The 8,458-nt window shown below is 69.9% G+C and carries 5 protein-coding genes; 2 read left to right on the forward strand and 3 right to left on the reverse strand.

Annotation, left to right across the window (positions count from 1 at the left end; all coding sequences use genetic code 11):
* Positions 1-98: 98 nt before the first annotated feature.
* The gene (gene arsJ, locus ACLFOB_RS12925; protein WP_410926328.1) at positions 99-1,367 is read left to right on the forward strand and encodes an organoarsenical effux MFS transporter ArsJ; all 1,269 of its coding nucleotides are present in this window, start codon (positions 99-101) and stop codon (positions 1,365-1,367) included.
* Positions 1,368-1,376: 9 nt separating this feature from the next.
* Here the strand turns inward: arsJ and ACLFOB_RS12930 are convergent, their stop codons facing one another.
* The 3 genes from ACLFOB_RS12930 to ACLFOB_RS12940 form a co-directional block, all read right to left on the reverse strand.
* Positions 1,377-4,475 (reverse strand): efflux RND transporter permease subunit, encoded by a 3,099-nt coding sequence (locus ACLFOB_RS12930; protein WP_410926329.1) that lies wholly within the window; start codon positions 4,473-4,475, stop codon positions 1,377-1,379.
* A gap of 13 nt (positions 4,476-4,488) precedes the next feature.
* Positions 4,489-5,631 carry an efflux RND transporter periplasmic adaptor subunit gene (locus ACLFOB_RS12935; RefSeq protein ID WP_410926330.1) on the reverse strand — a complete coding sequence of 381 codons (1,143 nt, stop codon included), beginning with the start codon at positions 5,629-5,631 and terminating at the stop codon, positions 4,489-4,491.
* 493 nt (positions 5,632-6,124) lie between these two features.
* Positions 6,125-7,015, reverse strand: coding sequence for a DMT family transporter (locus ACLFOB_RS12940; protein ID WP_410926331.1), 891 nt, complete (start codon positions 7,013-7,015; stop codon positions 6,125-6,127).
* 359 nt (positions 7,016-7,374) lie between these two features.
* Here ACLFOB_RS12940 and ACLFOB_RS12945 point away from each other — a divergent pair, with 359 nt between their 5' ends.
* Positions 7,375-7,800 (forward strand): Fur family transcriptional regulator, encoded by a 426-nt coding sequence (locus tag ACLFOB_RS12945; RefSeq protein WP_410926332.1) that lies wholly within the window; start codon positions 7,375-7,377, stop codon positions 7,798-7,800.
* The last annotated feature ends 658 nt before the right edge of the window (positions 7,801-8,458 follow it).

The following is an 8,458-nucleotide window of genomic DNA, read 5'->3' on the forward strand; positions in this document are numbered from 1 at the left end:
GTGAACGGCACGCAGGTGAAGGTCTATGCCTGGTACGACAACGAGATGGGCTATGCCCACCGGCTGGTGGACGTGGCGCTGATGGTGGGGGCCTCGGTGTGAGCGGCCGCCCCGAGGGACTGTCCGCCTACGTCGCGGTGACGGCGGCCTACTGGGCCTTCATGCTCACCGACGGCGCGCTGCGGATGCTGGTGCTTCTGCACTTCCACACGCTGGGCTTCACGCCGATTCAGCTTGCCTATCTTTTCGTGTTCTACGAGATCGCGGGGATGGTCACGAACCTCTGCGCCGGCTGGATCGCCGCGCGCTTCGGCCTGACCTCGACGCTTTATGCCGGGCTGGGCCTGCAGGTGGTGGCGCTGATCGCGCTGGCGCAGCTCGATCCGGGCTGGGCGGTGGGGCTTTCGGTTGCCTACGTCATGGTGGTGCAGGGCGCCTCGGGCGTGGCCAAGGACCTTGCCAAGATGTCGTCGAAATCGGCGGTGAAACTGCTGGCGCCGACCGAGCAGGGGGGGCTGTTCCGCTGGGTCGCGATCCTGACGGGCTCGAAGAACGCGGTGAAGGGGCTGGGCTTTCTGATGGGCGCGGCGCTCCTGGCCAGCCTCGGCTTCGTCTGGTCGGTGCTGGCGATGGCGGCCGTGCTGGCCGCGATCCTGATCGCGGTGCTGATCGCCATGCCGCCGGGGCTGCCCAAGGGCCGGAAGGGCGCGAAGTTCTCCGAGGTCTTCTCGAAGTCTGCCAACGTCAACTGGCTCTCGGCGGCACGGGTGTTCCTGTTCGGGGCGCGCGACGTGTGGTTCGTGGTCGGCATCCCGATCTACTTCTATGCCGTGCTCTCCGACGGCACGACCGAGGGCAACCGCGCGGCCTTCTTCCTGATGGGCAGCTTCATGGCGGTCTGGATCATCCTCTATGGCGCGGTGCAGGCCGCGGCCCCCCGGCTGCTGCGCGCCGCCACCCGGCCCGAGGCCGAGCTGATCGGCGCCGCGCGGGGCTGGGCGCTGCTGCTCTTCCTCGTGCCCGCGGCGCTCGCCGCCGCCGCGCTGGCGGCACCCGGACCCGCGCCCTGGCTCACCGCGACGCTGGTCGCGGGGCTTCTGGCATTCGGGGCCGTCTTCGCCGTCAATTCCTCGCTCCACTCCTATCTGATCCTCGCCTTCACCAAGGCAGAGCGCGTCACGATGGACGTGGGTTTCTACTACATGGCGAACGCGGGCGGGCGGCTTCTGGGCACTGTGCTGTCGGGGCTGACCTATCAGGCGGGCGGCCTTGCCCTGATGCTGGGCACCGCGGCGGCGATGGTTGCACTCTCGGCGCTCGCGTCGGGACGGTTGCGCGCAGAGCATCCGCAGGTCACACCGGCCTGACGTGGCGCCCTACCCCGCCAGCGCCTCTTCCAGCTCGCGGGTGAGGCGGCGGGTTTCCTCGACCCGGGGCTTCGAGAAGCGGGCAAGCAGCAGGTAGGCCACCGGCGTCAGGTAGAGGGTGGAAAGCGTGGCAAGGCCAAGCCCGCCCACGATCACCCATCCCAGCGCCTCGCGCGCTTCGGCGCCCGCCCCGGACGACAGGATCAGAGGCACGCCGCCCAGCACGGTCGAGGTCATCGTCATCATCACCGGCCGCAGGCGGATGGTCGAGGCAGTCAGGATCGCGTCGCGCACCGACTGCCCGCCGTCGCGCAGCTGGTTGGCGAACTCCACGATCAGGATGCCGTTCTTGGCCATGATGCCGATCAGCATGACGAGGCCGATCTGCGAATAGACGTTCAGGCTCTGCCCCGTCAGCAGAAGCGCAAAGGCCGCGCAGGCCAGCCCGATGGGCACCGTGGCCATCACGACGATGGCAGAGACGAAGCTTTCGAACTGCGCCGAGAGCACCAGGAACACCACCGCGATGGCGAAGGCGAAGACCATCACGATGCCCGCGTTCGTCTGATCCAGCGTCGCGGCCTCGGCCAGCGGCACGATGCGGTTCTGCTCTTCCATCAGGTCCCCGGCCAGCGCCTCGACCTGCGCGAGCGCGTCACCAAGGGCAAGCTCGGGCGTAAGCGAGGCGGTCACCTGGACCGAGCGCTGCTGGTTCTCGCGCTCCAGTTCGGGGGCGACGGCGCGCTCCTCCAGCCGCACGAAGCTCGACATCGGGACCATCTGGCCGGAGCCCGTCTGCACGAAGATGCTCTGCAGGTCGCCGGGGTCGTCCACCGGGTTGGCGGTGGACAGCATCTGCACGTCGATCGCCTCGTCGCCCACGAAGACGGAGCCCACGGTGCGGCCGTTCAGCACCGCGCGCAGCGCCTCGCCCAGCCCGGTGATGTCGATGCCGAGGTCCGCGGCGCGGGTGCGGTCGATCTCGACGAAAAGCTGCGGCTGCGTCTGCTCGTAGTCCAGCCGCACGCTGCCGAAGTCCGGCTCCTGCTGCATCCGCTCCACCAGCGTCTCGGACAGTTCGGCCAGCTGGTCGTAGCTGTCACCGGTGATCGCGAAGCGCAGGCCGCGTCCCGCGCCCCTGATGCCAAGCGAGTTGGGCTGGATCGCGAAGGCGCGCACGCCCACGATCTGCCGCAGTGCGCCGTTGATGTCGCCCACGATCTCGTCCTGGCTGCGCTCGCGCGCGTCCCACTGTTCCAGCGAAAAGACCATGAAGCCGCGGTTGTCCGAACCGAAGCCCGCGATGGAAAAGACGTTGACGATCTCGCCCGCCTCTCGCAGCGGGGCCATCGCCGCCTCGATCTCGCGCATCTTGCCCAACGTGTAGTCGAGCGCGACGCCCTGCGGCGCGCTCACGCTGAGCAATGCAATCGCCCGGTCCTCGCGCGGGGTCAGCTCCTGGCGGATGCCGTCGGCCACGAAGACGGCAGTCGCGGCGAAGAGACCCGCGGCCAGCACGATCACGAACGGGACCGAGAGCGCCCAGCCCAGTGTCCGGGCGTAGAGTGCGGCCAGACCGCCTCCGACCCGGCCCATCACCCCGCGGCGCGTGTCGCCTTCGGCCTTGAGCAGCCGGCTCGCCAGCACCGGGCAGAGCGTCAGCGCCACGACCGACGAGATCGCGACCGCCATCGCCAGCGTGAAGCCGAACTCGCGGAAAAGACCCCCCGCCTGCCCCGGCAGGAAACTCAGCGGCACGAAGACCGCCGCCAGCGTCGCCGTCGTGGTGACGACCGCGAAGAACACCTGCCGCGTGCCCAGCACGGCCGCCGCCCGCGGGCCCATCCCCTCCGACCGGCGGCGCACGATGTTTTCCAGCACGACGATGGCGTCGTCCACGACCAGGCCCGTGGCCAGCACCAGCGCCAGCAGCGTCAGGATGTTGACCGAGAAGCCCACGATCCAGATCGCGGCGATCGTGCCGATCAGCGCCACCGGCATGGTGATCGCCGGGATCAGCGTCGCGCGGGCGTCGCGCAGGAAGAGGAAGATCACCGCGACGACGATCAGCGTGGCGGCGGCCAGCGTCTTGAGCACCTCGCGGATCGCGCCGTTGATGAAGATCGCGTCGTCCGAGGTGACGAAGACCGACACGTCCTCGGGCAGCGTCGTGTCGAGTTGCGCGACCGTCTCGCGCACCGCCGCCGAGATATCCAGCGTATTGCTGCCCGCCTGCCGGATCACGCCGATGCCCACGCCCGTCTCGCCGTTGGCGCGCAGCACCGTCTCGTCGGGCGCGGGGCCAAGCGTCACGGTCGCCACGTCGCGCAGCTGCACGTTGGACGCCAGCTGCAGATCCTCGAAATCCTCGGGCGCGGCCAGCATCGCGGTGGTGCGCACGTTGATCGACTGCCGGGTGCCGGCCAGATCGCCCGCCGCCGCGTTGAAGCCCGCGTCCGCAAGCGCGCGCTGCATGTCGGCCAGCGTCAGGCCCCGGCTGGCCAGTTCGGCAAGGTCGATGTCCACCCGGAAGATCGGCGCGCGGTCGCCGTAGACCTGAAGGTCCGCGACCCCCTCGATGGAAATCAGCCTGTCCTCGACCCGCTCCTGAACGATGCGGGTCAACTCCTGCGGCGCGCGGGTGGATGAGGTGACGGCCACCCGCACCACCGGCTGCGCATCGGCATCGGCCTTGACGACCTGGGGCTCCTCGGCCTCGTCGGGAAGCTGGCCGGCGATCCGGGCCACCGCGTCGCGCACGTCGGTCGCGGCCACGTCGATATCCACGTTTTCGGTGAACTCCAGCGTCACGCGGCTGCGCCCGAAGCGCGAGCTGGACGAGATCGAGCGGATGCCGGCCACCCGGCCCACCGCGCCCTCGATCCGTCCCGTCATCTCCTGGTCGATGGTCTCGGGCGAGGCGCCGGGAAACTGGGTCGTGACCGTGACGACCGGGCGATCGACGTTGGGCAATTCGCGGATCTCGGCGCCGAAGACCGCGGCGAGGCCCGCCAGCACGATGAGCGTGCTGAGCACATAGGCCAGGATCGGGCGGCGCACGAAGAGCGCGGTGCCGCCGCCGGCCGTGCGCGCGGCTTCTTCCATCATCGCCCCACCCTCCTCAGAGCGCCCGGTCGTCGGCGGGCAGCGCCGCCTGCGGCTCGGCCATGCGAACCTCGGCGCCGGGGCGCAGGTTCTGCACGCCCTCGGTCACCACCGGCTCGCCGATCTCCAGTTCGCCCTCGACCAGCACCGCGTCCGCGTTGCGCTGACGGATCGCGACGGGCACACGCGCCGCCTTGCCCTCGCGCACGGCCCAGACATAGGCGCCTTCGCCCGACCACTGCACCGCCAGAGGATCGACCGACGGCAGCGCCTCGCCCGGAAAGGCCAGCACCACCTCGAAGGCCATGCCGGCGCGCAGCGCGTCATCCTCGTTGTCCAGCCGCCCCTGCACCAGAAGCGTCCGGCTGGAGGCGTCCACGGCAGCGTCGGACGCGCGCACCTCGCCCTCCAGCACACGCTCCGGCATGGCGAGCGGCCGCGCCTCCAGCGGCATGCCCGCCTCGATCCGGCTGGCCACCCGTTCGGGCACGCGGAAGTCGATCAGGATCTCGGACCGGTCCGTGATGGAGACAAGGACATCGCCGCTGCGGACGCGGGCCCCGACCTCGAGATCGGGCACCCCGGTCCAGCCGGAGATCGGGGCGCGGATCGTGCGCCGCGACAGGTCGTATCCCGCCTGCCGCAGACCCAGTTCGGCCTGCCTCAGCGCAAGCTCCGCCTCGCGCCGCCGCACATCGGTGACGGCACCCGTGCCGGAGAGCTGCTCGATCCGGGTGGCCATTTCGCGGGCATCGGCCAAGGTCAGTTCGGCCCGCTCCAGCGCGATGCGTTCCGCCTCGTCGTCGAGTCGGACGATGGCGGCCCCCTCCTCAACGCGATCGCCGGGGCCGAACCCGATCTCGACGACCTGTCCGGTGGCGTCGGACCGCACGTCCACGCTGCGCAGCGCCCGCCCGTCGCCGATCGCGGTCACGCGGTCGTTGATCCGCCCCTGCGCGACCGCCTCGGCGATCACGGTGGCCGGCCCGCCGCCGCCCCAGCCGCCCCCGCCCTGCGCCTGGGCCTCGGGCGCCTCGATCCCGATCAGACCGAGCACGCCGATCCGCTCGAGAAAGGGCATCGACGACGGGACATGGGCGATCCAGAGCGCGAGTGTGCCGGCGAGAACGATCGTCGAGAGAAAGACTTGTCGAACCATTCGGATAAGACCATCAGGAGGTATCAGGTGAGTATAGCCCGCTGCGGCAAATGTCACAGCATGTCCTGCACACCCGTGCGTGAGCGGCGATACATGTGTCGCGCGACGGCCGGCGCGCTGCCGCGCCGTTTTCCGCGAGCGGCCCCCGGTATCCCGGCCTGTCCCCGACCCCTTGAGACCCGAAGGTCCGGATTGGCGACGATCTCGGGGAACCGCGAGCGATCGCGCCCGGTCGCGCCGGACAGCGGCCTCAACCGCGCGGACGACCGCCGTCACGGCTCTGATGCGCAAAGCGCGATAGGCCCGGAACATCCCTTTCGCCGGACAGACTTCTCCCGTGAAGCCTGTGACAGCCGTGCCGGGCGCGGTGCAGCCGTTCGGCACGGCCGCGCCGGACTGAGCGGGCGGAAAAGCCGGCGCTCATCGGCCCCTGCCGGGACCTCTTCGCGAGGAGCGCCCGCATGGGCGCGACCGAGCCTGCGCCCTGCCCGCCTCAGGCCGGCTCTGGCGCGCGCTGCGGGCGGTTGATCACCAAAAGTCCCGCCGCCACCAGCCCGAGCGCGCCCAGAACGTTCGGCCCCACCGCCTCGCCCAGAAGCGCCCAGCCCAGCACCACGCTTGCCACGGGCGTGAGAAAGCTGAACGAGGCGACCGCCGCGGCCGGGTAGATCGAGATCAGCCAGAACCAGATCAGGAAGACCACGCTTGCCACGGCTGCGAACTGGTAGACGAGGCTCGCCACATGAACGAATTGCGGATCGCGCAGCAGCGGACCGGCGAAAAGCGACAGCCCGAGAAAGAGGGGCGCGGAGACGACAAGCTGACAGAAAAGCTGCGTCTCCGCCCGCTCGCGCGCGAGGCCGGTGCGCCGGATCACCAGCGGTATCCCCGCCCAGAACATCGCCGCGAGAAGCGCAAGGATGTCCCCCAGCAGCGAGGGCGCCTGCGCGTCGGGCCCGCCGGGCCGGTCGAGCAGCGCCCAGGCGACGCCGGCCATGGCGACGCACAGGCCGGCCAGCCGCACCGCCGTCAGCCGCTCGCCCGGCAGCAGGAAATGCGCGGCGAGCGCCAGCCAGACCGGCATCGAGTAGAACACGATGCTGGCCCGCGCGACGGTGGTCAGGTCGAGGGCAATGTAGAGGCACAGGAACTCGGCTGTGAAGAACAGCCCGATCAGCAGCCCGCCCCTGCGAAAGACGGCCGGGCGCGGAAACGCAATGCCCCGGGACCACATCCACAGACCGATCAGCATCGCGGCGCCCACCGACCGCAGCCCGGCCTGAAAGAGCGGCTGGAAGCCGCCGTTTGCGACCTTGATCGTGACGTTGTTGAGCCCGAAGAGCAGCGCGCATCCGACAAGCAGCGCCGCGCCGGCCGCGTCCATGCTTGCCTTGCGCTCCATGCCGCACAGTTGCCCGGGGCGGCGCGGGAAGGTCAACCGAGATTTCGCGCAAGCACTCCGGCCTCGGCCCGGCTTCCGCGACAGTCCGCGCCGCAGATCGCGTCGGGCCCGCAGCGGTCCGCCGCCCGTCAGGGACGGGCGGCAGACGCGCTTGTCTGGGTCCGGTTGCAATCGAGTGCCACCGCGCCTGCAGGAGACCGGATCGCATGACCGCGACCTGACCCGCGACGTCTTCGCCGAGCGCCCTTTGCCGGCGTCTGCTGCTCCGAGCCCGCGGGACTTTATCCCCGCGGCCTTTTGACCTAGATCGTGAGGACTGCAAGGCGACGGCCGGAGCCGCGATGCCCGAGACGATCATTGAGCGCTGCGAGGCCAAGGGCCTGCGCATGACCGGCCAGCGGCGGACGATCGCCGCGGTGCTGGAGGACTCGACCGACCACCCCGATGTCGAGGAGCTCTATGCCCGCGCCTCCCGCCGGGACGACGCCATTTCGCTCGCCACCGTCTATCGGACCGTGAAGCTCTTCGAGGAGGCCGGGATCCTCGAACGCGTCGAGTTCGGCGACGGCCGCGCGCGCTACGAGGACGCCGACCGCGAGCATCACGACCACCTGATCGACCTTGCCAGCGGCGAGGTGATCGAGTTCGTCGACCCCGAGATCGAGGCGCTGCAGGAGAAGATCGCGGAGCGGCTGGGATATCGCCTGAAGGGCCACAAGCTGGAGCTTTACGGCGTCCCCCTGACGCGGCGCCCCCGCAAGGACTGACCGCGCAGCCGCCCCGCCGCGAAGGGGGCTTCGCGCCCTCGGCGCTGGCGGGCCTGACCCCCGGAGCATCTCCGTCCAGGAAGCAGAGCCGGGCCAAAGAGAAGACCGGGGGGGGCGGCGCGGCCGCAGGAACAGCAAAGCCGCCGCAGCGCAGGGCCTGCGGCGGCTTTCGGGGTCGTATTGCAGGCGTGGCGCGATCGACGGGCTCGACCCGCGACCCCGGCGCGACAGGCGCATGTCGTGCCAAGCGTGCCCCCGATATTTTTGCCAACAAACATCATGGTATTCAGGAGCTTGCATCAGACTTGCGTGCGCTTTTCGCCATGGCTTGGTGATCCAGAGCACGCAGGAAGCGGCAGAAAATCGTCGTGGTGTCGGGCTGGTGCCCCGGCCCGCCGCGCGCAGCGTCCCGCCCCATCAGGGGTGACAATCCCCGGCCCGGAGACGGCGGGGAGGAGCGGGCTTGGGTGTGGGTTTTTTTCAGATGTTCCGGTTGTTTGTTGATTTTCAAATTGTAATAGACTCTGCGTCAGCGAGGCCGGGCCGCAAGGCGGCAGATCGGCGAAAGAGAGGAGGCTCGCATGAGGGACAGCGACGAAACCGCCATGACCACCACGCATCCGCCCTCGGCGGCAACGGTTGCCCGCGCGCATGTGGA

The sequence above is a fragment of the Rhodosalinus sp. genome (assembly GCF_046542825.1).
In the GTDB taxonomy this organism is placed as follows: domain Bacteria; phylum Pseudomonadota; class Alphaproteobacteria; order Rhodobacterales; family Rhodobacteraceae; genus Rhodosalinus.

Bases quoted from the DNA above. Each gene is read 5' to 3' on its own strand.
- ACLFOB_RS12930 (WP_410926329.1), bottom strand. From the start codon at position 4,475: ATGATGGAAGAAGCCGCGCGCACGGCCGGCGGCGGCACCGCGCTCTTC.
- ACLFOB_RS12935 (WP_410926330.1), bottom strand. From the start codon at position 5,631: ATGGTTCGACAAGTCTTTCTCTCGACGATCGTTCTCGCCGGCACACTC.
- ACLFOB_RS12940 (WP_410926331.1), bottom strand. From the start codon at position 7,015: ATGGACGCGGCCGGCGCGGCGCTGCTTGTCGGATGCGCGCTGCTCTTC.
- ACLFOB_RS12945 (WP_410926332.1), top strand. From the start codon at position 7,375: ATGCCCGAGACGATCATTGAGCGCTGCGAGGCCAAGGGCCTGCGCATG.